At 42.2% G+C, this 26,986-nt stretch carries 23 protein-coding genes; 15 read left to right on the forward strand and 8 right to left on the reverse strand.

Going from position 1 to position 26,986, the window contains the following annotated elements; genetic code table 11:
- Nucleotides 1-177: 177 nt before the first annotated feature.
- The 3 genes from phoB to brnQ all read left to right on the forward strand — a co-directional run bounded on the left by phoB (nt 178) and on the right by brnQ (nt 4,236).
- Entirely contained in the window at nt 178-867 is a 690-nt protein-coding gene (gene phoB / locus P2E05_RS03645; protein WP_154624270.1) for a phosphate regulon transcriptional regulator PhoB, read from the forward strand.
- 21 nt (nt 868-888) lie between these two features.
- Entirely contained in the window at nt 889-2,202 is a 1,314-nt protein-coding gene (phoR, locus tag P2E05_RS03650) for a phosphate regulon sensor histidine kinase PhoR (protein ID WP_154624269.1), read from the forward strand.
- 708 nt (nt 2,203-2,910) lie between these two features.
- The gene (gene brnQ / locus P2E05_RS03655) at nt 2,911-4,236 is read left to right on the forward strand and encodes a branched-chain amino acid transport system II carrier protein (protein ID WP_154624268.1); all 1,326 of its coding nucleotides are present in this window, start codon (nt 2,911-2,913) and stop codon (nt 4,234-4,236) included.
- A 77-nt stretch (nt 4,237-4,313) separates the two neighbouring features.
- On the opposite strand, the gene P2E05_RS03660 is transcribed toward brnQ, so the two are convergent.
- The 4 genes from P2E05_RS03660 to P2E05_RS03675 form a co-directional block, all read right to left on the reverse strand.
- On the reverse strand, nt 4,314-5,330 hold the full coding sequence (locus P2E05_RS03660; RefSeq protein ID WP_272657658.1) for a hypothetical protein: 1,017 nt from the start codon (nt 5,328-5,330) through the stop codon (nt 4,314-4,316).
- Between the two features lie 329 nt (nt 5,331-5,659).
- Entirely contained in the window at nt 5,660-7,426 is a 1,767-nt protein-coding gene (gene ggt, locus P2E05_RS03665; RefSeq protein WP_272657657.1) for a gamma-glutamyltransferase, read from the reverse strand.
- 236 nt (nt 7,427-7,662) lie between these two features.
- Complete coding sequence (locus P2E05_RS03670; protein ID WP_163860704.1) at nt 7,663-8,283, reverse strand: hypothetical protein; 621 nt, start codon at nt 8,281-8,283, stop codon at nt 7,663-7,665.
- 412 nt (nt 8,284-8,695) lie between these two features.
- Nucleotides 8,696-9,298, reverse strand: coding sequence for a peroxiredoxin C (locus P2E05_RS03675; RefSeq protein ID WP_154624264.1), 603 nt, complete (start codon nt 9,296-9,298; stop codon nt 8,696-8,698).
- A gap of 526 nt (nt 9,299-9,824) precedes the next feature.
- On the opposite strand from P2E05_RS03675, the gene P2E05_RS03680 reads away from it, so the two are divergent.
- Complete coding sequence (locus tag P2E05_RS03680) at nt 9,825-10,850, forward strand: hypothetical protein (protein ID WP_272657656.1); 1,026 nt, start codon at nt 9,825-9,827, stop codon at nt 10,848-10,850.
- 67 nt (nt 10,851-10,917) lie between these two features.
- On the opposite strand, the gene P2E05_RS03685 is transcribed toward P2E05_RS03680, so the two are convergent.
- Entirely contained in the window at nt 10,918-11,502 is a 585-nt protein-coding gene (locus P2E05_RS03685; protein WP_154624262.1) for an ACP phosphodiesterase, read from the reverse strand.
- Nucleotides 11,503-11,803: 301 nt separating this feature from the next.
- Between P2E05_RS03685 and queA the strand changes: the two genes are divergently transcribed.
- From queA to thiL, 10 genes are all read left to right on the forward strand, one after another.
- Nucleotides 11,804-12,910 (forward strand): tRNA preQ1(34) S-adenosylmethionine ribosyltransferase-isomerase QueA, encoded by a 1,107-nt coding sequence (gene queA / locus P2E05_RS03690; RefSeq protein ID WP_154624261.1) that lies wholly within the window; start codon nt 11,804-11,806, stop codon nt 12,908-12,910.
- Nucleotides 12,911-12,958: 48 nt separating this feature from the next.
- Nucleotides 12,959-14,086, forward strand: coding sequence for a tRNA guanosine(34) transglycosylase Tgt (gene tgt / locus P2E05_RS03695; RefSeq protein ID WP_272657655.1), 1,128 nt, complete (start codon nt 12,959-12,961; stop codon nt 14,084-14,086).
- A gap of 93 nt (nt 14,087-14,179) precedes the next feature.
- Complete coding sequence (yajC, locus tag P2E05_RS03700) at nt 14,180-14,512, forward strand: preprotein translocase subunit YajC (protein ID WP_004905542.1); 333 nt, start codon at nt 14,180-14,182, stop codon at nt 14,510-14,512.
- 27 nt (nt 14,513-14,539) lie between these two features.
- Nucleotides 14,540-16,387: a protein translocase subunit SecD gene (gene secD / locus P2E05_RS03705; protein WP_163860708.1), complete on the forward strand. Its 1,848-nt coding sequence runs from the start codon at nt 14,540-14,542 to the stop codon at nt 16,385-16,387.
- A gap of 10 nt (nt 16,388-16,397) precedes the next feature.
- The gene (gene secF, locus P2E05_RS03710; RefSeq protein WP_163860709.1) at nt 16,398-17,366 is read left to right on the forward strand and encodes a protein translocase subunit SecF; all 969 of its coding nucleotides are present in this window, start codon (nt 16,398-16,400) and stop codon (nt 17,364-17,366) included.
- 177 nt (nt 17,367-17,543) lie between these two features.
- The gene (gene nrdR, locus P2E05_RS03715; protein WP_154624258.1) at nt 17,544-17,993 is read left to right on the forward strand and encodes a transcriptional regulator NrdR; all 450 of its coding nucleotides are present in this window, start codon (nt 17,544-17,546) and stop codon (nt 17,991-17,993) included.
- Between the two features lie 4 nt (nt 17,994-17,997).
- Nucleotides 17,998-19,113 carry a bifunctional diaminohydroxyphosphoribosylaminopyrimidine deaminase/5-amino-6-(5-phosphoribosylamino)uracil reductase RibD gene (gene ribD / locus P2E05_RS03720; RefSeq protein WP_154624257.1) on the forward strand — a complete coding sequence of 372 codons (1,116 nt, stop codon included), beginning with the start codon at nt 17,998-18,000 and terminating at the stop codon, nt 19,111-19,113.
- Nucleotides 19,114-19,352: 239 nt separating this feature from the next.
- Entirely contained in the window at nt 19,353-19,823 is a 471-nt protein-coding gene (gene ribE, locus P2E05_RS03725) for a 6,7-dimethyl-8-ribityllumazine synthase (RefSeq protein ID WP_154624256.1), read from the forward strand.
- Nucleotides 19,824-19,849: 26 nt separating this feature from the next.
- Nucleotides 19,850-20,266, forward strand: coding sequence for a transcription antitermination factor NusB (gene nusB, locus P2E05_RS03730; protein ID WP_163860710.1), 417 nt, complete (start codon nt 19,850-19,852; stop codon nt 20,264-20,266).
- Nucleotides 20,267-20,400: 134 nt separating this feature from the next.
- Nucleotides 20,401-21,390 carry a thiamine-phosphate kinase gene (gene thiL / locus P2E05_RS03735; protein WP_154624255.1) on the forward strand — a complete coding sequence of 330 codons (990 nt, stop codon included), beginning with the start codon at nt 20,401-20,403 and terminating at the stop codon, nt 21,388-21,390.
- Nucleotides 21,391-21,971: 581 nt separating this feature from the next.
- On the opposite strand, the gene dxs is transcribed toward thiL, so the two are convergent.
- The 3 genes from dxs to xseB form a co-directional block, all read right to left on the reverse strand.
- Nucleotides 21,972-23,840 (reverse strand): 1-deoxy-D-xylulose-5-phosphate synthase, encoded by a 1,869-nt coding sequence (gene dxs, locus P2E05_RS03740; RefSeq protein WP_154622802.1) that lies wholly within the window; start codon nt 23,838-23,840, stop codon nt 21,972-21,974.
- Between the two features lie 248 nt (nt 23,841-24,088).
- Nucleotides 24,089-25,006 carry a (2E,6E)-farnesyl diphosphate synthase gene (ispA, locus tag P2E05_RS03745; RefSeq protein ID WP_276123010.1) on the reverse strand — a complete coding sequence of 306 codons (918 nt, stop codon included), beginning with the start codon at nt 25,004-25,006 and terminating at the stop codon, nt 24,089-24,091.
- A 3-nt stretch (nt 25,007-25,009) separates the two neighbouring features.
- Complete coding sequence (gene xseB / locus P2E05_RS03750; RefSeq protein ID WP_004926992.1) at nt 25,010-25,261, reverse strand: exodeoxyribonuclease VII small subunit; 252 nt, start codon at nt 25,259-25,261, stop codon at nt 25,010-25,012.
- A gap of 219 nt (nt 25,262-25,480) precedes the next feature.
- On the opposite strand from xseB, the gene thiI reads away from it, so the two are divergent.
- Entirely contained in the window at nt 25,481-26,932 is a 1,452-nt protein-coding gene (gene thiI / locus P2E05_RS03755; protein ID WP_154622800.1) for a tRNA uracil 4-sulfurtransferase ThiI, read from the forward strand.
- Nucleotides 26,933-26,986 lie beyond the last annotated feature (54 nt).

Raw genomic sequence — 26,986 nt, forward strand, 5'->3', positions numbered from 1 at the left:
ATGAAGATAAATCCATTCACGGCATTATGTATGACAAGTTTATTTCACTAAAATGACAATTTACCACTAATATAGAAAAGAGTCGTGTCATTGGATGACAGGATTCATAATTCTGTCATAAAAGTGACGCATAATGGTTTCACTTTTAATAATCTCTTCTTATTTACAGGATTAATCATGGCAAGACGCATTCTAGTTGTTGAAGATGAAGCGCCCATCCGAGAAATGGTTTGTTTTGTACTGGAGCAGAATGGTTTTCAGTCTATTGAAGCTGATGATTATGATTCCGCGATTGCGCAGTTGGTTGACCCATTACCTGACCTAGTTCTATTGGATTGGATGATCCCAGGCGGATCCGGTATTCAAGTGATTAAGCACATGAAACGTGACAGTGATACTCGCGATGTTCCTGTGATGATGCTAACAGCAAGGGGAGAAGAAGAAGATCGCGTAAAGGGATTGGAAGTTGGTGCAGATGACTATCTAATCAAGCCTTTTTCGCCTAAAGAGTTAGTCGCGCGAGTAAAAGCCATTTTACGCCGTATTTCGCCAATGGCGACTGAAGATATTATTGAAATGAATGGGTTAACACTCGACCCAACGTCTCACCGCGTTAGCAGTAACGATGTGCCTATTGATATGGGGCCAACGGAATATAAATTATTGCATTTCTTTATGACTCACCCCGAACGCGTATATAGCCGTGAACAGTTACTCAATTATGTGTGGGGGGCGAATGTGTATGTTGAAGATAGAACGGTTGATGTTCATATTCGTCGTCTCAGAAAAGCATTAGAGACGGAAGGGCATGATAAAATGGTTCAAACGGTTCGTGGCACTGGCTATCGCTTTTCAGTGCGCTACTGAGAAATAACAGGAGATTCCAGTTTGCTTGAACGCTTATCATGGAAGCAGCTAGTTTGGGGGCTGTTTTTATTTATCTTACCAGCCTTAATATTGTCTATTTTCATCGGCCATCTAGCATGGCTTTTAGTGATTTCATTGGCGGCGGCCTTAATTTGGCATAGCTATAACCTGATGAAGCTTTCATATTGGTTATGGCTTGATCGCAGTATGCTTCCACCTGATGGCAAAGGGGGGTGGGAACCCATATTTTATGGCATCTACCAACTTCAACAACGAAACCGTAAACGCCGTCGTGAATTAGGCCAATTGATTAAACGCTTTCGCAGTGGGGCAGAGTCTTTACCGGATGCGGTTGTGATGATGACTCTTGAAGGTAACATTTTTTGGTGTAATCGGCATGCCCAGCACCTATTAGGTTTTCGTTGGCCGGAAGATAGCGGGCAACCTATTTTTAATTTATTGCGCTATCCTGACTTTAGTCGGTATTTCACGTTACAAAATTATGAGCAAGCGTTAACGATAGAGTTAAACAGTGGCGCTATTGTCGAATTTCGTATCTTGCCTTATAGCGAAGACCAGCTCCTAATGGTGGCTCGTGATGTCACTGAAAAGCGTCGCTTAGAAAAATCGCGTAGAGATTTCTTTGCGAACGTTAGTCATGAGCTACGGACACCGTTGACAGTCATTCAAGGTTATCTTGAAGTATTGGAAGACCAAGAAAATACTTCTCCGGCAAATAAAAAAGCCTTGATGGTGATGCAAGAGCAAGCACATCGGATGGATAATTTAGTGAAACAATTACTGCAATTATCTCGTATTGAAGTCGCGCCTCATATCAATTTAGATGAACAAGTGAATATTCCGGTCATTTTAAAAATGATAGAGCAGGAGGCAATAAGTTTAAGCCAAGGCCGACAGCAATTGGTATTTTCAGTGGATGAAAAGTTACGTGTTTATGGTAATGAAGAGCAATTACGTAGTGCGGTAGCGAACCTTGTCTATAATGCCATTATGCACACACCGGAAGGGACGACAATTCGTGTAGGTTGGCAAAAAACACATAATGGCGCGCGCTTTAGTGTGACAGATAATGGTGCAGGGATCCCCGCAGAGCATATTCCTCGCTTAACGGAACGTTTTTATCGTGTTGATAAAGCGAGGTCTCGCCAAACTGGTGGGGGGACGGGATTAGGTCTTGCTATCGTTAAGCATGCTTTGCAGCATCATAACAGCCAGTTAGTGATAACCAGTCAGTTAGGCAAGGGGAGTGAATTCTCATTTACCTTACCGCCAGTGTTAATTGTCGTAGATAAAAAGGCGAATAAAACAGCATAAAGAGGTCATGATTACCCGACTAAAAGCGGCATACAGCCGCTTGAGGTTGTTGACAAAGTGGGATAAAAACGTAGTTTTTCCCGCTTTGTGTTATCAGCCGAAAATCAATAAATTGATTTCCTCGTTTATTTTCAAAACCTACTCGACTTGTCGCCAAACATCATAGGTTTGTCAGCCGTCTGAAGCGGCATACAGCCGCTTTTACTGTTCTTGTACTCTAGAAAGCCAGTCTTTATATATTAGGCGTTCTTTCGGTATATGAGGCAATGTTTCTATATTCCATTGATTTATATTAAAAACATACTCAATTACTACAGAAATGCCTATTTTTATCTAGCAATCTCGAATTAGATATCATTAAACTCGAAGGAGAGTTGAGTGTTTATTGGTTGTTTTTTATTCAAATCATATAGCGCATATTGTTACTTTACTGACAGTAATCACTAGTTATAAAAAATACTTTAGAGTTTTATTCTTGTTTTTCGCTTTGCTCTTGCCTTTTTTCCCTATAAAAGTTTTACTTGTAGCCAGTTATTGGCGATTTTTTCTGTTTTTTGATTTTTAATCTTGCCTGATGTGATAAAACATACAGATTGTATTGTTTATCATCTTGTTAATTAGAATTCTATACCGCCACTTATAATTCAAAGAGTTACTTATTAGTGACTCTATATTTATTAACATTGTTACATAGATTCAACATAAAATATGGCTCATCGTTTAACATCCAGAGATATTCTTGCTTTAGGTTTTATGACCTTTGCGCTTTTTGTGGGGGCTGGAAATATCATATTTCCGCCTATGGTTGGTTTACAAGCAGGTGAACAAGTTTGGACGGCTGCATTAGGGTTCCTTGTTACAGGTGTCGGTCTCCCCGTTTTAACGGTCGTGGCATTAGCCAAAGTTGGAGGGGGCATTGAGGCACTGAGTACTCCAGTAGGAAAAACAGCAGGCTTATTGCTAGCGGTTGTCGCTTACCTCTCTGTGGGACCTTTATTTGCCACGCCACGTACTGCTACAGTGTCTTATAAAGTGGGTATTGCACCATTATTGGGTGGTGAATCTGACATCTCATTATTGATTTACAGCGCAATTTACTTTGTTTTGGTTATTGGTATTTCACTGTATCCAGGCAAGTTATTAGATAGTGTTGGGCATATATTGGCACCGGTCAAAATGCTTGCTTTGGCCATTTTAGGGGTTGCGGCAGTATTGTGGCCAGCGGGTCAACCAATACCATCAACGGATGAATATCGAGAGATGGCATTTTCGAATGGTTTCATTAACGGTTATCTAACGATGGACACATTGGGTGCAATGGTGTTCGGTATCGTTATCGTTAATGCAGCCCGTTCACGCGGTATTGAGAATTCGTCGTTGTTGACGCGCTATACCATGTGGGCAGGTTTGATTGCGGGTCTATTGTTGACACTGGTTTATCTATCCCTATTTAAATTGGGCGAAAATAGCGCTTCTATTATCCCAAACCCACAGGATGGTGCGGATATTTTGCATGCCTATGTTCAGTATACATTTGGTAATTACGGTAGCTTTTTCCTTGCGGTACTGATTTTTGTTGCCTGTATGGTGACTGCTGTTGGGCTGACTTGTGCTTGCGCAGAGTTCTTTAGTCGATATGTCCCCATTTCTTATCGCACATTAGTACTCATACTGGGGGTGTTTTCCATGGTGGTCTCTAACCTTGGTTTGAGTAAATTGATTGCCTTTTCAGTGCCTGTGCTTGTCGCGATTTATCCTCCATGTATTGTTTTGATCTTACTCAGCTTCACATTGAAATGGTGGCGTAATCCAAGTGTGGTCATTGCTCCTACGATGTTAACCAGTTTTATTGTTGGGTTAGTGGGGGCTGCCAAAGCTTCTGAGCATTTGAAAACCTATATTCCTGATTGGATGACGGCTATCCCACTATATCAGCAAGATTTAGCGTGGCTGTTGCCCTCTGTGATTGTGTTAGCTGTCGCGGCAGTGTGTGACCGAATGATTGAGCCAAGTAAGGCGCATAAACCTGTTTAATGACGAAAGGATTCACAGTAAAAAGGAGCCATTAGGCTCCTTTTTACTGTTAAATATAAGCTATCGGTAAAATTGACTTACACGTCAGTTATTTCATCATATTCCCCATGAATACCGTATGTTGAGAACTGAAGCTGTGTTGGTTGAGGAATATTCGCTGTTGATTTTGTTGAGGCGCAAGGCGCTAGATGATTGAGCTGTTCTTGGGTGACCTCTGAAGCGTACTGCTTAATTTTATGAAGATTGAACACCTTACCGTTTTCAAATTCTGTCATCACATGGTTGATAATGTTATTGCCAAGGGTTGTGATGATGGTATTGATCTCTTTTGTCATATTTTGTGCATTTTCACGCTTTTGGCTTTCTGTGAGCCCTTGTGTATTAAAATCGATGGTTTTAATCGCCTTATTATATGAATTCATTGCGACATGATATGCGGTGTAGGGAGAACTATCTTTTAAATTAATATGTTCATCGGTTAATTCAAATTTGGTTATCACCGCATCTAACACTTTACTTTTTATTTGTTCGATTTCTACGGGTGTCAGCGTAATGGCCGTAGATTGGTGATTGGCTCTCCATTCTTCAATCGTAGCACACACTGCTGTATTGATAGTCCTAGCTATAGCGAGTGATCTTTCCAGCTGAGCATGTTGCTGACGTCCTTCTTCCATCAGGATTTGAACGATTTGGTTGTTTGATTGATATCGCGAATGAATTTTTCCTTCTTGATGACTCTTCGGTTGTTTTAAGTGTGAGAGTATATCCATCATTCTAAGGGTTCTTTGCGGGTGTTTAAGTCTATCTAATTTATTGACACTTTTAAGTTGTGCCTTAAGTTCACGTCTAACACCTTTTATTAATTCGGAATTGCTATGCTGTTGATAATCAGTCAGTAATTTTTCTTTATTAAAATGAATAAAACGGCCATTTAATGGGAATGTATAAGATTCATTTGTATTGCTGATACTGTCAACGTGGTTGGGCTGTAATCTCTGAGGGGATGAGTCTGCTGAACTTTTCGTTGAGCGAGTATTATGATTAGTGAAAACAAGGGCGGAAGGAGCCTCGTTTTTTGGAAATGTGTTGATCATAATAATTCCTTTGTTAATTGTATATTATGGAATTATATGAAACGCTGAATAAGCGTCTTTCAAAAAAAGAGACACGTTCCTCTTGGAAGATGAATCAATAACCGCAAAGGGATGTTCTGATCTCTAATATTAAAAAGCGGGATGGCTCCCGCTTGAGGTTGTTGACAAAGTGGGATAAAAGCGTGGTTTTTCCCCACTTTGTGTTATCAGCCGAAAATCAATAAATTGATTTTCCTCGTTTATTTTCAATAACCTATTCGACTTGCTGCCAAACATAATAGGTTTGGCAGCAGTCTAAAGCGGGATGGCTCCCGCTTTTTTGGAGAAGATTAATTCACGCCAACAGCACTTCCTGCTGGACGGCGAACATCGTTGGAACCGTAAATATAGCCTTGGCGAACTTTACCTGAGACGGCTGCGTCATTACCTGAGGAGTCTGTTTTAGCGCCTTTCGCATCCGGCACAGGCACCATAATTAGCTCAGCAGCTCCCCATGGCGTTTGTTCAACCATTTTATAGCCCATTTTATCGAGTAAGGCTAAGCTATCTTTAGATACTCCTCGTTCTTCATAGTAAACCTCGTCTGGTAACCATTGATGATGAATACGTGGTGCATTAACGGCTTCTTGAGGAGGCATGCCATGGTCGATAATGTTCAATGCAGTTTGTAATGTGATGGATATGATCCGTGAGCCGCCAGGAGAGCCTAGCACAAGGTATACATTGCTATCTTTTGTCACGATGGTTGGGCTCATTGATGACAATGGTCGTTTACCCGGAGCAATCGAATTTCTTTCCCCTTGGACTAATCCATACAGATTTTTTTCACCAACTTTAGTCGTGAAATCATCCATTTCATCATTTAAGAAAAAGCCCGTACCCGGTGGGATGACTACAGAACCGAAGCGACCATTAATGGTATAAGTCGTGGATACCGCATTGCCTTTATCATCGACCACAGAGTAGTGAGTGGTTTCAGGTTTTTCGTGAGGCCCGACACCCGGCTGCACTTGTGTTGATGGTGTCGCTTGACCTGGTTTGATCTCTTTGCGTAGCTCGTCAGCGTAGGCTTTACTTAACAATTTATCCGTTGGATTCTTAACGAAGGCAGGGTCGCCTAAGAAGGTATTTCTATCCATATAGGCATGGCGCATCGCTTCAGTTAGTGTATGGATATATTCTGCCGAGTTAAAACCCATTTCTTTGAGGTCATAGCCTTCTAAGATGTTGAGCGTTTGGCAGATCGTCACTCCCCCTGAGCTTGGTGGCGGTGCTGAAATGAACTTATAGCCGCGATAGGTACAGCTAACAGGGGTGGTATCGGTGATTGTATAATTAGCGAAATCTTTAGCGGTGAGTATTCCGCCGTTCTTTTTCGATGCTTCCTCAACAATTTTCGGGATCTCTCCTTCATAAAAGGCGCTAGGGCCTTCTTTAGCAATTTTTTCGAGGGTATTTGCTAGGTCAGTTTGAACGAGCAAATCACCGGGTTGGAAAGGGCTACCATCCGGTTTTAAAAAGATACGCGCGACTTCAGGGTCCTGCTTAAATCGTTCAGTGGTTGTATCGAGAACATCGGTATCCGCCCGTGTTAAAACAAAGCCCTCTCGGGCTAATTTAATGGCGGGTGCCATCACTTGCTGGCGGCTCATTGAACCGTATTTTTCGAGCGCGTAATCAAGCCCTTTTACTGTTCCGGGGACGCCAGATGCTAAGTAACCGTAAAGACTTGCGCCTTCTATTAAGTTGCCATTGTTATCTAAGTACATATTGGCGCTAGCCGCATCAGGGGCAGTTTCACGGAAATTGATAAAAATATCTTTACCATCAGCAAGGTGGAGAGTCATAAAACCGCCTCCACCAATATTACCGCAGCATGGGTTTACGACCGCTTGAGCGTAACCTACAGCCACGGCAGCATCGACAGCATTCCCACCTGAATTAAGAATATCAGCGCCAATTTGAGAGGCTAAGTGCTGGGAAGATACCACCATCCCTTTTTTGGCTTCCACTGCTGGCTCTGAGGCTGCAAACAGCTGAGGTGAGATAAGTAGCGAAAGTAATAAGGCAGAAGGGCGCCATGATGTTTTTATCATTCGTATCTCCCGATAATTAAAATAGTATAGGGTTATTATGATGTTGTGTAACACAAATGACTAAATGGGTCGATTTGTTAATCAATTGTGTATTTTATGTATAGCACAAAATAGATGAGCAGGCCGAGAGATCGGTATGAGAATATGATTAAAATGAGAGGAAATAAATTTTATTCTCGAGCCTAGAGAAGGGAAGAGTAGAGCCCTAGGCGAGAGCTCTACCGAAGTGAGTTAACTTATTTTGCATTGAATAATGCGATGTGGATCCAACCATTGTTCGTCAGCACTAGTGGTGATTGCTGCGATTTTTCAGCGCGTTCTTGGGCTGATTTGATTTGTGGGTATGCGGCGATGACTTTTTCATTTTTAGCCCATGGCGCAACATCTTCAATTTTTTGTTTGAAGTTAGCGATAGAAATTTTTTGCCCGCCACGTTCAGCTGGCTCAGTAAAGTTGGTCACTTCCGTTACAACGAGTTTACCTGTACAGAAACTCCCGCGTCCTGAAAATTCAGCCTTGGTTTCATCAAAGAATTTTTGACCTTCATTAGTCAGTGTAAATTCAACGCCCTCACCTGATTTTTCTTTGCCCCACATATCCTTGATGACAATTTCTTTTTCTGATTTATTTAATAGCCCAGCATCAACTAAACTGTTTAATTGTTCTATTTTTGTCGCATTTGATTGTGCTAAAAACCCCGCAGGAAAGGCTCCTGTATTAATACAAATAGCCGGTTTAGTATCGAGATAATCTTGAATAGACTTTTTGAAATTACTTTCAGAAGCAGTTTGGTTATTATCGCAGCCAGCGAGGAAAGTCGCTGCAATAGCAAGAGAAGCTAACATTTTAAATTTCATTGTATTCCTATCCTAATCGACTTACGTATATTTATTGCTGTTATAAAGATCATTATAACGACTATGATGACGATATTTTTGTAACTATTTGATATAAAAATAATTTACGTATCGAGATATAGATGATTAACAGACTTACCCCAAAAATATCATTAAATTCAATAAGGCTTATTCAATAGTGAATGTAACTATTTGTTGATAAATGTAACCATATTATAAATATTCACCACATGAAAGTATGAGGCGCTATATATCATTTGATATATGGTTTTTTATCTTCAATTGAGAATTTTCTGGTCTGAGATATTTAAAAAAGGAAGAAAAAACAGAAGGAAATAACAGGGAAAATGAGAACGATACCTAAAAGGCCAGCATAAAATTATGCTGGCCCATAAAAACTGAAAAGATCTAATTACAGACCCGTTGCGTTTTTAGTCAGGTAGTCTGCAACACCTTTAGGAGATGCATTCATACCTTCTTTACCTTTTTCCCACTGAGCTGGGCAAACATCACCGTGCTCTTCGTGGAATTGCAGCGCATCAACCATACGCAGCATTTCATCGATGTTACGGCCTAGTGGCAGGTCGTTAACGACTTGGTGGCGAACAACACCATTTTTATCGACTAAGAAAGAACCACGCAGAGCAACACCTGCTTCTGGGTGTTCAATGCCGTAAGCTTTCATAATTTCGCGTTTGATATCAGCAACCATTGGGTATTTAACTTCACCAATACCACCGTTATCAACCGGTGTTTTACGCCATGCGTTGTGAACGAATTCAGAGTCAAAAGAAACACCAACGATTTCAACGCCGCGTTTTTTGAATTCATCATAACGATGATCGAATGCGATCAACTCAGAAGGGCAAACGAAAGTGAAGTCCATTGGCCAGAAGAAGATCACTGCTGGGCGGCCGTTTAGGTGTTTTTTCAGGTTGAAGTTATCAACAATTTCACCGTTACCTAGAACAGCTGCTGCGGTAAAATCAGGGGCTTGACGTGTTACCAGAACCATAATTTACTCCTATGAGTGTTAATTAAAGGTTTTATACCCATAATAATGTAAACTGCTTAGGTGTGGGGTTCACTAAACTCCCTGCGCACTCAATGGTGCTGTTAGGGGGCGTGGTTATTTTCCGCCTACAAGCAGCTCAAAATATTTGGGCTATATCTCAAGAGAGAATATGAAATTCCCTACAAAGAATAAAGGTATAAATACCAATCGTTGTGATAGTTTTTACCTATTGATTGTAACAATTTATCAGATTAATAACAATAAGATAGTTTGATTGTTGTGAAGTGCAAGCTTAAATTTTGCATTGATATTAATAGGTTTTTTAATTTATTGATCTTTATAACTAAATTAATATTGATAGATGATATTTATTGATGTTGTGACTCTTTTCTACTCTTGAATTACGTCATAGCCGCGTTTTATGAAATCATTCAGTTCTTGATTGCTTCTACTATGTCTGATGCTGAATTTATTAGCAGTTTAATTTATTGATAAAAATACATTAGCGAAGCATAGAGGTATACGAATGATTGGTAAAATAGTCTCAGAGTCTGTTATGACGCCCAAAAGCGCCCACATCGCTCAGACAAAAAGCCACCGTCCAACGGCTAAACCTGTGAATCAGGTGAGTCAAAACGCGACCGTTAGGAGCCGCGGATATCACAATACTATGGTGGTCAGTAATACCTTATCCGTCGCGCCGAATATCATTAAATTAAAAAATAATAATGAGACGTTTAGTTTACCCTCGAAGAATGCGGTTATTTATAGTCCATTTGGTCATCAAGATATGATTTGCCAAGCATTGAGAATCAATACACCTAGAGTTTTGAAAAATAAAGCCGCATTACCCTTATTGAGCTCGAAATTATTGCGTCCGATGCTGCAAGAATCGGTGAGGGAATTTAAAAAAAGTGAGCTACAGGGAAAGTTAAAGAATGGGGCTGTTTATGACCAAAAATTGACTCCTTTAATTGCAGAGCATGGGCTTGCAACGATACATGATGCGATTTTACAAGGTGGTATAGCGCTCAATAAGAATGCAGTGACTGTATTGGGGGAATATAAGGCATTGAACCAATTGCAGTTAGAGTTAAAGTCATCACAAAAAATAGACACAATTTATGTTATTGGGCATGGTGAAGCAGGGCAGCCTTATCTCTATGAAACGAGCAAAATAGGTTGTCGGCAAAAACATATTGCAGATGTGATGAAGGAAATCTATGCATCACTAGGCAATAAAATCGCCAGCAATGTAAAAATTAAATTGACTGCTTGTGAAAGCGCCGATGCTGAGAGACTTGACTCATTTAACCAATTAACACAAAAAAAGCGAATTGATAAAAATCATACTCATTCACTAGCTGCTCACGCCAAAATAGAAGCCCAAAAAGTCGTGCCAGAAGCTCGCATCTATGGCTATCACGGTATTGGGATCTCAAGAGGCAGTGATTACCTTTCTAAGGCTCAATGTTTAGATTCTGATTTTGATAGTAAAACGGGGCAGGTAACTCATTGGGTGAATGCAAAATCCGTTCGGGAAACGTTTTAATCGAACATTCATTTATGGCTATTATTTTTGCGAAATCATGTAACGGCTTGTCATGGCATGAGGGTGTCTAAGAAAAGCGTGAGTTTTTCACAAGCGCCATCATTTGCGGGTAAAACTGGAAAAAAATTTTTTCAAGTTGCGCATATTGCAATAAAAAATCGTCATATGAACCACTAAGTGCTTGTAATTTTGGTCGTCTGCGAGCCATACCATTTAATGATTTACCAATGTAGGCTTTATCTGCATAGCGCGTTAGCCAGTGCTGCGGCCAAAGAAACTCATTCAGCTCCTGAAACTTTTCAGGAGTATGGGAGAGGTTTGGCTCTATTTGATGGCGAGCATAATGAATAAAGTCAGTTAGGTTAATATGCGGTTCAACCTTAGACCAATGCAAAGACAGAAAATGATCCCATACGAGATCTAACGTGATTGGTGCGACTCGCCGGTAATCCGTTCTGAATAGCAGACGCGCCTCTTTGACCAAAGGGTGCGAATCCGTTGCCTTATCAACAGCTCGGTGCATCATGATACCCGCAACAACATCTGGCGCATACAGGCCTTCAGGGTTGCCACGTACAAAATCAGCCATGATATTGCCGAGTAATGAGGAGTTAGCGGTATAAGCCAAGTGTAAATGAGCGAGAAAGTTCATGATCCTTATCATATACCTGATGCTTAACAAATTATAGTGATGTTCGTTGTTTAAACATTGTTTGAGCTACCTACGGTTATCTGTTTTGCAGTGTCAATGAGTGGTAAGCCGCTTTGTCATTAGGTATTGACGAACAAAAGAGAACGATAATAGCCCCTTTAGAGAAACAGGGAATAGGGCTACTTTGCTAAATATTTGTTAAATGTGGGGAGTTTTTTCAGCAAAAATACGCTTATTTCTTGCGCCTTTGAGTGCTCAGCACTAGACTAGTCGCCTGTTTTTTTAGATTGAAGTTAAGACAATGCGTGTTTCTGATTTTACTTTTGAGTTACCTGAAGAATTAATTGCCCACTATCCTCAAGCGCAGCGAAGCGCATGCAGGCTGCTTAGCCTTGATGGCCCAACGGGGCAGCTCACGCATGGCATTTTTACCGATATTCTTGAGAAATTGGAGCCGGGTGACTTGCTCGTTTTTAACAATACTCGTGTTATTCCAGCAAGGCTATTTGGCCGTAAGGCGAGTGGTGGTAAAATCGAAATGCTCGTTGAAAGAATGTTAGATGAGCACCGCGTGCTTGCGCATATCAGAGCTTCTAAAGCACCAAAAGAAGGTGCTGAGCTGATTTTAGGTGAAGACGAAAGCGTCAAGGCGACCATGGTCGCTCGTCATGATACATTGTTTGAAGTGCAATTTGATGATGAGCGTGACGTGCTGAGTATCCTCAATCAAATTGGTCATATGCCGTTACCTCCTTATATCGATCGTCCAGACGAAGAAGCCGATAAAGAATTATATCAAACTGTTTATAGTCAGCGCCCTGGTGCTGTTGCGGCACCAACAGCGGGATTACATTTTGATGAGCCTTTGCTGGAAGCATTGCGTGAAAAAGGTGTGGAAATGGCGTTTGTCACATTGCATGTAGGTGCAGGTACGTTCCAGCCCGTGCGAGTCGATACCATTGAAGATCATGTCATGCATTCAGAATATGCGGAAGTTCCCCAAGATGTTGTCGATGCGGTATTGGCTTGTAAGGCCCGAGGTAATCGCGTTATTGCGGTAGGAACGACATCCGTCCGCTCATTGGAAAGTGCGGCTCAAGCCAGTAAAGACACTTTAATCGCACCTTTTTTTGATGATACGCAAATCTTTATTTATCCAGGTTATGAATATCAAGTGATTGATGCGTTGATTACTAACTTTCATCTACCAGAATCGACATTAATTATGTTGGTTTCTGCCTTTGCAGGATACCAACATACTATGCAAGCTTACAAAGAAGCGGTAGCACAACAGTACCGTTTCTTTAGTTATGGTGATGCTATGTTTATCACCCGTAATCCCGATGCTCGTTTAGAGCAGATTGGAGAGTCGTTTGATTTAGGCGATGGCAACGCCACTAGCCTGTAAAGTTAATATCAGCATCGGACTGTTTTTCTGGTGCTAGGAGAAATAAACGTGAAATATGAATTACACACCACGGATGGCAATGCACGTCGTGGTCGTTTAGTGTTTGAACGCGGAGTCGTAGAAACGCCGGCATTTATGCCTGTGGGTACCTATGGTACGGTCAAGGGAATGACGCCTGAAGAAGTACAAGAAACGGGCGCTCAAATCCTACTTGGGAATACCTTTCATCTCTGGTTACGCCCAGGGCAAGAGATTATGAAATTGCATGGGGATTTACATGATTTCATGCAGTGGCAAGGGCCGATCTTGACAGATTCAGGCGGCTTTCAAGTCTTTAGTCTCGGCGCTATGCGTAAAATTAAAGAGGAAGGTGTGCATTTTCGCAATCCAATCAATGGCGAAAAAGTCTTCTTAAGCCCAGAAAAATCGATGGAAATTCAGTACGATCTTGGCTCGGACATCGTCATGATTTTTGATGAGTGTACGCCATATCCCGCGGATTGGGATTATGCAAAAACATCCATGGAGATGTCTTTACGTTGGGCCGCGCGTAGCCGTCAACGTTTTGACGAATTAAACAACAAGAATGCGTTGTTTGGCATTATCCAAGGGAGTGTTTACGAAGATTTACGTGATATTTCGGTTAAGGGGCTGGTAGAAATTGGTTTTGATGGGTACGCTGTAGGCGGCCTCGCGGTGGGTGAGCCAAAAGAAGATATGCACCGTATTTTAGAGCATGTATGTCCACAGATTCCAGTTGATAAACCCCGTTATCTTATGGGTGTCGGTAAACCTGAAGATTTAGTCGAAGGTGTACGCCGTGGTATCGATATGTTCGATTGTGTGATGCCAACTCGAAATGCACGAAATGGACATTTATTTGTCACTAATGGCGTGGTAAAAATTCGTAATGCGAAGTATAAATCAGATACTTCAACACTCGATCCGGAATGTGATTGTTATACTTGCCGCCATTATAGCCGAGCTTATTTACATCATCTCGACCGTTGTAATGAAATTCTTGGCGCAAGACTAAATACCATTCATAATTTACGTTATTATCAGCGTTTGATGGCTGGCATTCGTCAAGCGATTGAAGAGGGTAACTTTGAACTGTTTGCCCAAGATTTTTACCAGAAGATTGGCAAAAGCCAACCTTCTTTAAATATGGAATGAATTTAAGTGCCAAATAGGCTTAATCTGTGTAGCATATTAAGCCTTGCTGTACTTATGTTTTAAATAGCGTTCAATAACAATGAGGAAAGTTGAATGAGTTTTTTTATTTCTGAAGCAGCGGCATCTGCAGGCGCTCCAGCACAGGGTAGCCCGTACACGATGGTCATTATGCTCGTCGTTTTCGCCCTGATCTTCTATTTTATGATCCTACGTCCACAGCAAAAACGTGCTAAAGAGCACCGTAAGCTGATGGAATCCATTACGAAGGGTGATGAAGTTTTGACAACGGGTGGTTTGATCGGACGTGTAACCAAAGTTTCTGAAACAGGCTATGTTGTTCTTGAACTCAGTGAGAACACTGAAGTAACTATCAAACGTGATTTCGTTGCTGCTGTTTTACCTAAAGGCACAATGAAAGCTATTTAATTTCTGATTTTCCCGAAGGGAACTGCCGTGCTAAACCGTTATCCTTTGTGGAAGTATCTGATGCTGATCGCTGCGATCCTCATCGGTCTGCTTTATGCGCTTCCAAACCTATATGGTGAGGATCCGGCTGTTCAGATCACTGGCGTGCGGGGAACCGCCGCCAATGAACAAACGCTGATCCAAGTCCAAAAAACGTTAGAAAAAGACAATATCCAAAGCAAGTCTATTGCCTTGGAAAATGGGGCTGTATTAGCCCGATTCAACAACTCAGATATTCAGTTGCGCGCTCGTGAAGCTTTAGTTAGCGCCTTGGGTGATCAATACGTTGTTGCATTAAACCTTGCACCTGCAACACCGAAATGGCTTGAAATGATCGGTGGTGAGCCGATGAAACTCGGCCTTGACTTGCGTGGTGGGGTTCACTTCCTAATGGAAGTTGATATGGACACTGCATTAGGTAAATTGCAGGAACAAAACATGGACGGTATACGTAATGACTTGCGCCAAGCAGGCATTCCGTACTCTTCTATCCGTAAAGGCGACAATTACAGCGTTGAAGTCCGTTTCCGTAACGCTGATGACCGTAGCCTAGCAGAGAAAACATTGGCTCGTAAATTCCAAGACTTAGTGTTTTCTGATGGTGGCAATAATACCATGACTGCTGTCATGACGGATGAGCGTCTACGTGAGGCTCGTAACTATGCCGTATCTCAAAACATTACTATCATTCGTAACCGTGTGAACCAATTAGGGGTTGCAGAACCTTTAGTTCAGCGTCAAGGTGCGGAGCGTATTGTTGTTGAGTTACCGGGTATTCAAGATACCGCCCGTGCTAAAGAAATTTTAGGTGCAACAGCAACCCTAGAGTTCCGTTTAGTCAACCAAAGCGTTGATCCATCGGCTGCTGAAAGTGGACGTGTGCCTGGTGATTCCGAAGTTAAGTATGATCGAAATGGCGTGCCTTACGTGTTGTATAAGCGTGTTATTTTGACCGGTGACCATATCACTGACTCAACTTCAGGCGGTGATGAAAACGGTGCACCTCAAGTTAGCATCGGTTTGGATAGTGCTGGTGGCTCTATCATGTCTGATTTTACTCGTGATAATCAGGGTAAACTCATGGCAACCCTGTTTGTTGAATATAAAGACAGTGGTAAACGAGATGCCGAAGGCCGCGCTATCTTGATGAAAGATGAGAAAGTGATTAACGCTGCGAACATTTCAGCGCGTTTCGGTAGTCAATTCCGTATCACCGGTATCAATGATCCAAATGAAGCACGCCAGTTATCATTGCTGTTACGTGCGGGTGCGTTAATTGCACCAATCCAAATCGTTGAAGAGCGTACCATTGGTCCAACGCTTGGTTTGCAGAATATTGAACAAGGTTTGAAAGCGTGTTTGGCAGGCCTATTAGCATCAATTCTATTTATGATTATTTACTATCGTAAGTTTGGTTTGATTGCCAGTACTGCACTATTTGCAAACTTGATCATGATTGTTGGTGTGATGTCGCTGTTACCGGGTGCAACACTGACAATGCCTGGTATTGCGGGGATTGTGTTGACCCTTGCCGTTGCCGTTGATGCGAACGTTTTGATTAACGAACGTATCAAAGAAGAATTGCGTAATGGGCGTTCCGTCCAGCAATCTATTCATGAAGGTTATAAAGGCGCATTCTCAAGTATTATTGACGCAAACCTGACTACGCTTATCACTGCCATTATTCTGTATGCAGTGGGAACCGGGTCAATCAAAGGCTTTGCAATTACGACAGCTATCGGTGTCGCCACCTCTATGTTTACAGCCATTATCGGTACACGTGCTATCGTGAACCTGCTATATGGTGGTAAGCGTATCAACAAGCTGTCAATTTAAGGAGCACGTTGTGGCACAGGATTATACTGTTGAACAATTGAACTATGGCCGTAAAGTCTATGACTTTATGCGCTGGGACAACGTTGCCTTTGGGATTTCTATCGTACTGCTGATCGCATCTTTTGTGGTCATCGGGGTTAAAGGGTTCAACTGGGGACTTGATTTCACGGGGGGGACGGTAATCGAGATCAACCTGAGTCAGCCTGCTGACTTGGATAAGATTCGTGATAGTCTTTCTAATACGGACCACAAAGACCCTCTGATCCAAAACTTTGGTAGTAGCCGTGACATTATGATCCGTCTACCCCCTATCGAAGGTGTGGCGGGTCAAGAAGTTGGTAAAGAGATCATCACTATCATCAATAAAAATGTTGATGAACAGGCGACAGTTAAGCGGATTGAGTTTGTGGGGCCAAGTGTTGGCGCTGAATTGGCTCAAACAGGCGCACTGGCATTGTTAACCGCGCTTATCTGTATTCTGATTTATGTTGGTTTCCGCTTTGAATGGCGTCTTGCTGCGGGTGCGGTATTAGCACTTGCCCATGACGTTATCATTACATTAGGTATCTTATCGTTATTCCATATTGAGATCGATATGACGATTGTTGCGTCATTGATGTCTGTTATTGGTTATTCACTGAACGACAGTATCGTAGTATCTGACCGTATTCGTGAAAATTTCCGTAAGATCCGTCGCGGTACACCTTATGAAATCATGAACGTCTCTCTTACCCAAACATTAAGCCGTACCATTATGACATCTGCAACCACATTACTGGTGGTTTTGATGCTGTATATATTTGGTGGCGCAATGTTAGAAGGCTTCTCATTGGTAATGTTGATTGGTGTCACTATTGGTACTATCTCATCTATCTATGTTGCTTCTGCATTAGCATTGAAGATGGGAATGAGACGTGAGCATTTACTTCCTCCTAAAGTTGAGAAAGAAGGTGCAGACCAAGAGTCTTTACTGCCTTAATCTGATTTAGCAGAAGGCCTATCATGCTAGTAGGCCAATTAACGCTATCTTTTGGATTTTGAAAAGCGAGCTAAAAACGTGAAACACCCCGTTAGACTGCAAATGTACAGTCTGCGGGGTGTTTTTTATTGAGCTCTGGGTTACACTGTTTACCCGAAATAAGAATCAGGAAACACTATGCACTGCCCATTTTGCTCAGCTGTAGATACGAAAGTAATTGACTCGCGTCTAGTTGGTGAAGGCTCTCAAGTGCGCAGGCGCCGTCAATGTCTGCTTTGCCATGAACGCTTCACCACCTTTGAAGTGGCTGAACTTGTTATGCCACGGGTAATTAAAAGTGATGAAATACGTGAACCGTTTGATGAAGAAAAACTTAGCCGAGGCATGCAAAAAGCCTTGGAAAAACGCCCTGTAAGTGCAGATGCGGTTGAACAGGCGATTATTTCTATCAAATCACAACTCCGTGCAACGGGTGAAAGAGAAATCCCTTCTAAATTGATTGGTAATTTAGTGATGGATGAGTTGAAAAAGTTGGATAAAGTCGCTTATATCCGTTTTGCCTCGGTTTACCGCAGTTTTGAAGATGTGCGGGAATTTGGCGAAGAAATCGCTAAATTACAGGATTAATAACATGATTGAACAAGACCGCATCTACATGGCGCGGGCGCTTGAGCTTGCCCAAAAAGGTCGTTTTACTACGTCACCAAACCCAAATGTTGGCTGTGTTATTGTACGTGATGGCGAAATTGTGGGTGAAGGCTACCACCAGAAGGCTGGGGAGCCTCACGCTGAAGTTCATGCTTTGCGTATGGCAGGGGAAAACGCAAAAGGTGCAACCGCCTATGTCACATTAGAGCCGTGTAGCCATCATGGTCGCACACCACCTTGTGCTGAAGCTTTAATTAAAGCCGGTGTTAGCCGTGTTGTGGCCGCTATGCAAGACCCTAACCCACAAGTTGCAGGTCGTGGCCTATATATGCTGTCTCAAGCCGGTATCGAAACGGCCAGTGGGGTTTTGATGGAGCAAGCTGAGCGATTAAATCAAGGCTTTCTCAAGCGCATGCGTACAGCATTCCCTTATGTTCAATTGAAACTGGCAGCCTCTCTTGATGGTAAGACAGCGCTTGCCTCTGGCGAAAGTAAATGGATTACCTCTGCCGCTGCTCGGCAGGATGTTCAAGTATTGCGAGCGCAGGCAAGCGCCATCTTAAGTACCAGCAGTACCGTATTAGCAGATGATCCTTCTTTGACTGTTCGATGGAATGAGTTACCAGAAAATATACAAACTATTTACCCAGAAAAGACGGTACGTCAGCCTATTCGAATTGTGTTGGATCAGCAGAACAAAGTCACGGCAGAGCATAAGGTGACTCAATTATCAGGTGAATGTTGGCTTGTACGCCCACAACCTGACGTCGATGCCGTATGGCAGGGGCAAGTTGAACAATTAGCGATACCCAGTGACGACAATGGCATTGATTTAGTGATTCTGATGATGCAGCTCGCTAAGCGTAATGTGAACAGTATATGGGTAGAAGCAGGACCAACACTAGCCGGATCGTTACTTAAGCTCGGTTTAGTGGATGAGCTTATTGTTTATATTGCACCTAAACTGCTAGGCGATACCGCGCACGGATTAGTCAATTTTCCGGCCCTTGCGCATTTGTCTGATGCGCCAAAATTTGCATTTACGGATGTGCAAAAGGTTGGTGATGATCTACGTGTTAGACTACGTCCCGTGTGGTAATAAAAGTTTTTTATCGTTTTGCTAAAATTCAACCACGCGATTAATGAAAGAATGTGATAAAATCCGCGCCCCACGGGTTGTATACTGTTCATCATTCGAGGTGCAGCTCGGTAATAAGTGAAAGCGTCGCTAGATGTATAGTTCGCTGTATGACTAGGGCGAATGGGGTTCTTACCGTAGGTAAGGTAAAACGCTGCAACCTGAAGCATGACGAGTATAATTAATATTAAAGGAAGGCTATGAACGTAATTAAAGGTGTTGTTGCCGCGCCACAAGCGCGTGTCGCCATTGCAATCGCTCGTTTTAACAACTTTATTAATGATAGTCTGCTGGACGGTGCTGTTGATGCTTTAGAGCGTATCGGCCAAGTTTCTCAAGACAACATTACTGTTGTGTGGGTACCGGGGGCTTATGAGCTACCACTAACAGTTAAGGCGTTAGCTGAAACGAAAAAATATGATGCAGTCATTGCGTTAGGCACGGTTATCCGTGGTGGAACCGCCCATTTCGAGTTTGTTGCAGGAGAGTGTAGCTCAGGCCTATCTCATGTAGCAATGAACAGTGAAATTCCTGTCACTTTTGGTGTTCTGACCACAGAGAATATTGAGCAAGCGATTGAACGCGCTGGCACTAAAGCTGGTAACAAAGGTGCTGAAGCAGCACTGACAGCATTAGAAATGATTAATGTACTTAAAGCTGTAAAAGGCTGATTTAGTTTTTATTTAAGGGGAATCTTGTGAAACCTGCTGCTCGTCGCCGCGCTCGTGAGTGTGCTGTGCAAGCCATCTATTCATGGCAATTATCCGGTAATAACGTTTCCGATGTGGAATATGAATTTATTGCTGAACAGGACATGTCTGACGTTGACGTTATTTATTTTCGTGAACTGTTATCTGGAGTAGCGAATAACGCTGCGAAATTGGATCAACTCATGGCTCCTTTCTTATCTCGCCAACTCGAAGAGCTGGGACAGGTAGAGAAAGCGATTTTACGTGTTGCTATGTATGAACTTAGCTACCGTGAAGATGTCCCTTATAAAGTTGCTATTAATGAAGGCATTGAACTTGCTAAAGTATTCGGTGCAGAAGATAGCCATAAATTTGTTAATGGTGTACTTGATAAGGCTGCGCCAGCTGTTCGTCGTAAAAAATAAACATTGATCAGGGTTCCCTCCTGTAATACTACAGTAGTAATGAGGTAGGCTGGGTTCCAGCCTATCTTTATATTTTATGCGTATGTATCCATGATAAATATGATACTAGGCATAGCGAAAATGGAAAAGCTACCATGTCATATGGCGAATTTGACCTCATCGCACGTTTCTTTAACCGTCAAACTACCAATCGACGGGATGTGAATATCGGTATTGGTGATGACTGTGCGTTGATGACCATACCAGAAAAACAGCAGCTTGCTGTCAGTACTGATACACTGGTTTCTGGTATTCATTTCCTACCTGAAATTTCCCCTGCGGATCTAGCCTACAAATCATTAGCCTCTAATTTAAGTGATCTTGCTGCGATGGGGGCGGATCCTGCTTGGGTTTCACTGGCGATTACATTACCTCATGTTGACCTCCATTGGTTAGAGCAATTCAGTGATAGCTTGTTTGAGCAGATTAATTATTACGGTATGCAGTTAATTGGTGGAGACACCACGCGTGGCCCGATGAGTTTAACTTATACGGTACATGGCTTAGTGCCACATGGAAAAGCGTTGTCACGGTCAGGGGCTCGTAATGGAGACTGGATATATGTGACGGGGACACTGGGTGATAGCGCTGCCGGTCTAGCAATATTGCAGGGCAGGTTAGATATCCAAGATGAAAAGCAAAAAGCATGGTTACTGGGACGCCATTTGCGTCCTCAGCCACGTATTTTGCAAGGCCAAGCATTACGCAATCTGGCCTCTTCCGCCATTGATATTTCAGATGGATTAATTTCCGATCTAAACCATATCTTGAAAGCTAGCGGCTGTGGTGCACGTATTAATCTTGATGCATTACCACTTTCTGAAGCATTACAGCAAAACTGTTCCGTAGAGCAAGCGCGTATTTGGTCTCTCAGTGGCGGCGAGGATTATGAGCTTTGTTTCACAGTTCCTGAGATAAACCGTGGTGCACTCGAAATGGCACTAGCGCATACCGGTGCCAACTTTACTTGTATTGGGCAGATCAAACCGCAATCTGAGGGGATCAGTTATTATTGTGATAATCAGGTTGTAGATGTGGCATTAAAAGGATTTGATCATTTTGTATTAGAAAATATTGATAATTAATCCTAGATAATAACGCATAAAAAAATCAGCCCGTGTCAGTCATTGTCACGGGCTTTTTTATTATTATTGATCGCAATAGATCGTTATAAAGGGATCTTGAATCCATAAAATATTTTATTTTATATTTTGCTGGCAAAATAATGCTGAGATAATTTATATAAAAGAATAAACAGGCTTATTAGTATAAATACTTACATATGAAGAGGGGGATTAAGTATTCTTTAAGTGTATGAATAAAAAGTCATTTTTTATTCATAAAAGAAAGCTGCCAAAAGGCAGCTAAAACAAAAATGAGGCGTAGATCTCATATAAATATGAGATATTTATGTCAATATTGACAAAATTCTTATGAGGGTAAATAGATGTTAAATCCATACTGAACTTTATTTGAGATAAAAGCAAGATCCTTTTTAAAAGAAATTTGCTTGAAATTGATCTAACTAATGATCCCGCTAATTTTATACTGAGATATTAAAAAATATGAGTGCAATTCAACATTAAATCACAGAGGGAATAGGATGAAGTACCAAGAAAAAACAGGTATTGCTTGTTACCCTAACAATACCTGTCTATTTTAGACACTACAGTTTTTGTTGATACTGCTCGATAGCGTTCAGAATGCCTTGGCTATCTAAACCGAGATCTGCAATAAGCTCATCTTGACTACCTTGAGGAATAAAGAAGTCAGGTAATCCAAGGTTTAATACGGGGATCATCTTGCGCTCGCGCATCAGAAATTCGTTAATACCACTACCCGCACCACCCATGATGGCATTCTCTTCTAGCGTCACTAACATTTCATGACTATTTGCCATTTCCAAAATTAATTCTTCATCCAATGGTTTCACAAAACGCATATCAACCACGGTTGCATTAAGTTCTTCAGCGGCAACTAATGCATGCTTGAGCAAAGTACCAAAGCAGAGGATCGCCACCTTCTCACCTTGGCGTCGAATGACTCCTTTACCAATCGGCAGGGTTTCGAGAGGTTGAAGCTCAGCACCTGTTCCTGTTCCTCGAGGATAGCGAACAGCACTTGGGCCTTCTTTATAGTGGTAGCCTGTATGCAGCATTTGACGACATTCATTTTCATCACTTGGCGTCATGATCACCAATGTTGGGATACAACGGAGATAGGAGATATCAAAAGCACCTTGATGAGTCTGACCATCTGCACCAACAATCCCAGCACGATCAATAGCAAATAAAACAGGCACTTTTTGGATCGCGATATCGTGGATCACTTGGTCGTAGCCGCGTTGTAGGAAAGTGGAGTAAATTGCAACAATAGGATTGTAGCCTCCGATAGCTAAGCCAGCAGCAAAGGTCACCGCATGCTGTTCGGCGATAGCAACGTCAAAGTACTGGTCGGGGTACTCTTTTGAAAAACGCACCATACCGGAACCTTCACGCATTGCAGGTGTGATCGCCATGAGTTTGCTATCATTCTGTGCTTCATCACACAGCCAATCGCCAAAAATTTTAGAGAATGTAGGCCCCGTTTCTTTACTTTTAGGTAAAGTAAAAGTGCTAGGGTCAAATTTAGGCACAGCATGCCAGCTAATTGGATCTTTTTCGGCTGGTTCATAGCCACGACCTTTTTTGGTCATGATATGTAAGAACTGAGGGCCTTTTAGATCGCGCATATTTTTCAGCGTCTGTACGAGCGCAACAACATCATGACCATCAACTGGACCGATGTAGTTAAAACCAAGCTCTTCAAACATGGTGCCTGGAACAACCATACCTTTGATATGCTCTTCGGTTTTCTTTAAGAGCTCTTTAATCGGCGGCATGTTCGAGAACACTTTTTTTCCACCTTCACGTAAGGTGGTATAAAGCTTGCCAGAAAGTAAATGCGCAAGGTGATTATTAAGTGCTCCAACATTCTCAGAAATAGACATTTCATTGTCATTAAGAATGACTAACATATCCGGCGCGACATCACCAGCATGGTTCATCGCTTCAAAAGCCATGCCGGCAGTAATTGCGCCGTCACCAATCACACAGACGGTTTTACGATTCCTATCTTCTTTTTCAGCGGCAATAGCCATACCTAAGCCGGCACTGATTGAAGTTGATGAGTGGCCGACACTGAGTACGTCATATTCACTTTCATCACGCCAAGGAAAGGGATGTAAGCCATTTTTTTGGCGAATGGTATCGATACGATCGCGGCGTCCCGTCAAAATTTTATGTGGGTAGGCTTGATGACCGACATCCCAAACGAGGTTATCGAAAGGGGTTTTATAGACATAATGTAATGCGACGGTGAGTTCAACGGCGCCTAAACCAGAGGCAAAATGACCGCTAGATCGACCAACACTACTAAGTAAAAATTGCCTGAGTTCATCACATAGCTTAGGCAGGCTTTCTTTCGGTAGCAAACGAAGCTCTTCCGGTGTTTCTGCCAGCGCTAGTGTTGGATACTTAGCGATATCAATACTCATTAGGGGCTCACTACTATTATAATTGTTAAAAGGTAATATACTCGTCATATATCCAGTTGCCGCATTGTTGACTAGGCCCAACCCTATGGGGCATCTAGTTTGCGGTGCTGTTAGCGACTTATTGGTTGTTCGCTCAGCGGTACTACGAATTATTTAGAGTATAACGCTGGGTAATCCCAGCGTTCGAATTCAGCTATTATGCCACTTTTATCATCATACGTCTGAATGTAAAGTGGCTTTATATAAGATCAGCTTTTACGCTCGATAATGAAATTAGCTAATGCGATTAAGGTTTGCGTATTATAGCCTTGTGCTTCAATGACTTTTAAGGCTTCAAGGGCATTAAAATAAAGTTCACGCGCTTTTTCTTGAGCTGCTTCAAGCCCCAGTAATGAGGGATAAGTGCTCTTTTCATGCTCTGCATCTGCACCTTGACGCTTACCTGTGATTTCGCTGTCACCAATGACATCTAGAATGTCGTCTTGTACTTGAAATGCCAGACCGATAGCTTCAGCATAATGATCTAAAGCAGATAATATTTGATAGCCGTTATCTCCAGCGGCATAGGCGCCCATGCGAATGGCCGCTCGTATGAGTGCACCTGTTTTATGTTGATGAATTTGCTCTAGTTCCGCAAGGCCGACACGTTTACCTTCAGCTTCAAGATCAAGGGCTTGTCCACCGCACATGCCTGCTAAACCACTGGCATAAGCCAGCTCTGACAGCATGGCAATCCGATCTTTATCAGTGACATCTGGCATGGGGGCGGAGGAAAGTAATTGGAATGCTAATGTTTGTAGCGCATCGCCGGCTAAAATCGCATTTCCTTCACCAAATTTTATATGGCATGTCGGTTGCCCACGGCGTAAATCATCATCATCCATCGCTGGGAGATCATCATGAATGAGTGAATAGGCATGAATACATTCAACCGCCGCCGCTGGTGCATCAAGATTAATGGTCTCGACACCAAGCATACTTCCTACAGTATAGGTTAAAAATGGGCGTAGGCGCTTACCACCGAGCAATGCGCCATGCTTCATCGCAGCAGCAAGCGGTAAATGTGAGAAAGGAAGCGCATCCAAAGCATCTAATAGATATTGGTTAACTCGCTCATACGCTTGTTGTTGTTGTACTATGAAGCTATTAAGGTGTTGTTCAGACATAATTTATTCGGTATCTGGTGAAAAATCATCAAGTGCTTTATTTTCATCATCGCTAAGGAGAATTTGAACGCGTTGTTCAGCCTGTTGGAGGACTTTTTGCCCTTGTTTAGCGATTTGAATGCCTCGTTCAAATTCATTGAGAGCATCTTCAAGTGGTAGTGAGCCAGACTCAAGGCGAGAAACAATTTCCTCAAGTTCTTTGAGTGAGTTTTCGAAGCTAACTACTGGTACTTGTTGAGATTTTTCTTTAGCCATCTTTCTTCAACCACAAATATTCAATCATTCAATCAAGGGATTATATTCATTTAGCAGACTAGCGTAGTCTCGCTACGGATACAATTTATTCTTAGTGTTTTTAGATTCAACACACAAGATAGTGCTATAATACGCTTCTTTATTGACAATTGGTAACCTGTACGTGTGTCACTTTTAAAATACGTGCGCTGGCCCCTATAACATTAACATGCTGCTATTATGAAGTTTATCATTAAGTTATTCCCAGAAATTACGATTAAAAGCCAAACCGTTAGGCTACGTTTTATTAAGATCCTCACCAGCAATATCCGTAATGTCCTCAAACCATTAGGCGAAGAAATCGCGGTTGTCCGTCATTGGGATAACATCGAAGTGCGTGTTAAAGGGGAAACAAAGCACGACGAAATTTGTGACATGCTGACTCGAATCCCTGGTATTCACCATATTTTAGAAGTTGAAGAAAAACCGTTTACTAGCCTACATCATATTTATGAAATGGCGCATGAGGCATACGGTGCATTACTAGAAAACAAAACCTTTTGTGTTCGCGTAAAACGCAGAGGGAAGCACGAATTTACATCGATTGAAGCGGAACGCTACATCGGTGGTGGCTTAAATCAACATATTTCATCTGCAAAAGTGAAATTAACCGATCCTGATCTCACCGTGCATTTGGAGATCGAAGACGAAAACTTGATCCTCGTGAAAGCGCGTTATGAAGGTATTGGCGGTTTCCCAATTGGTACTCAAGAAGATGTACTGTCGCTGATTTCAGGTGGTTTTGACTCAGGCGTTTCCAGTTATATGTTGATGCGCCGAGGCTGTCGAGTGCACTACTGTTTCTTTAACTTAGGCGGTGCAGCCCACGAAATTGGCGTTAAACAAATAGCCCACTATTTATGGAACCGCTTTGGCAGTTCACATAAAGTTCGCTTTATTGCGGTTAATTTTGAACCTGTTGTGGCAGAAATCCTTGAAAAAGTTGATGATGGCCAAATGGGAGTGGTACTGAAGCGCATGATGGTACGCGCAGCTTCTAAAGTCGCCGAACGTTATGGTGTACAAGCGATTGTCACTGGCGAGGCATTAGGACAAGTATCAAGCCAAACACTGACCAATTTACGTTTGATTGATAATGCTTCAGATACGTTGGTATTGCGTCCTCTGATTTCTCATGACAAAGAGCATATCATCAAACTAGCTCGCCAAATCGGTACTGAGGATTTTGCTAAAACGATGCCTGAATATTGTGGCGTGATTTCGAAAAGTCCTACCGTTAAAGCGGTTAAAGCGAGAATTGAAGCAGAAGAAGCAAATTTTGATTTCAGTATTTTAGACGATGTGGTTGAACACGCACAAAATATTGATATCCGCCAGATTGCACAAGAAAGTCGCGAACAAGTGACAGAAGTGGAAATGGTGAGTGAGCTTTCACCAGACAATGAAATCATTTTAGATATTCGCTCTGTGGATGAGCATGAAGATAATCCATTGTCGATCGAGGGAATTGAAATTAAACATATTCCATTCTATCGACTGGGAACGCAGTTTGGTGATTTACCAAAAGAAAAGACTTATTTACTGTACTGTGATCGTGGTGTGATGAGTCGCTTGCAAGCGCTGTATCTGCAAGAACAAGGCTTTAGTAATGTGAAAGTCTATCGCCCGTAACTCGCTACGTTCTATAAGATAAAAGCCGATCCCGCTACGCTGTTTCGGCTTTTT

The organism is Providencia stuartii, from assembly GCF_029277985.1.
In the GTDB taxonomy this organism is placed as follows: Bacteria; Pseudomonadota; Gammaproteobacteria; order Enterobacterales; family Enterobacteriaceae; genus Providencia; species Providencia zhejiangensis.